The organism is Streptococcus sp. 2741, from assembly GCF_013276315.1.
GTDB lineage: Bacteria > Bacillota > Bacilli > Lactobacillales > Streptococcaceae > Streptococcus > Streptococcus pseudopneumoniae.
In genome coordinates this window covers 7,166-7,491 of the sequence record NZ_VMKU01000109.1, presented here as the reverse complement: position 1 = coordinate 7,491, position 326 = coordinate 7,166, and the positions used below count along the sequence as shown (strand labels likewise).

Genomic DNA, 326 nt, shown 5'->3' with positions numbered 1-326 from the left:
AATGTTTTAGAAGTAGAGGTGTACTATTCTAGTTTCAATCTACTATGTTTTAAATTCCCTAATCAATTTGTATAGTCTTTATTTCATTGCCAAATTTCAAGTTCTCCATCAAGAAGTCTTCTCTGGGGGACTTGTAGTTCAAGTGTTTTTTAGGATAGTTATTAATCCAATTTTCGATGAATGCGACTTCTTTGGGAGTCGTTTTCTTAGTTCCTTTAGGTAACCATCTCCGAATGAGCCTATTGTGATTCTCATTAGTTCCCCTTTCCCAAGAGACATAGGGGGGTGCATAATAGATATGCTCCTTAGCACTGCTTTGAGGTTGT

General features: G+C 36.5%; 1 pseudogene. It reads right to left on the bottom strand.

From position 1 onward, the window contains the following. Positions 1-58 precede the first annotated feature (58 nt). Positions 59-326: pseudogene (locus HT671_RS09380) on the bottom strand (hypothetical protein); the annotation flags it as partial.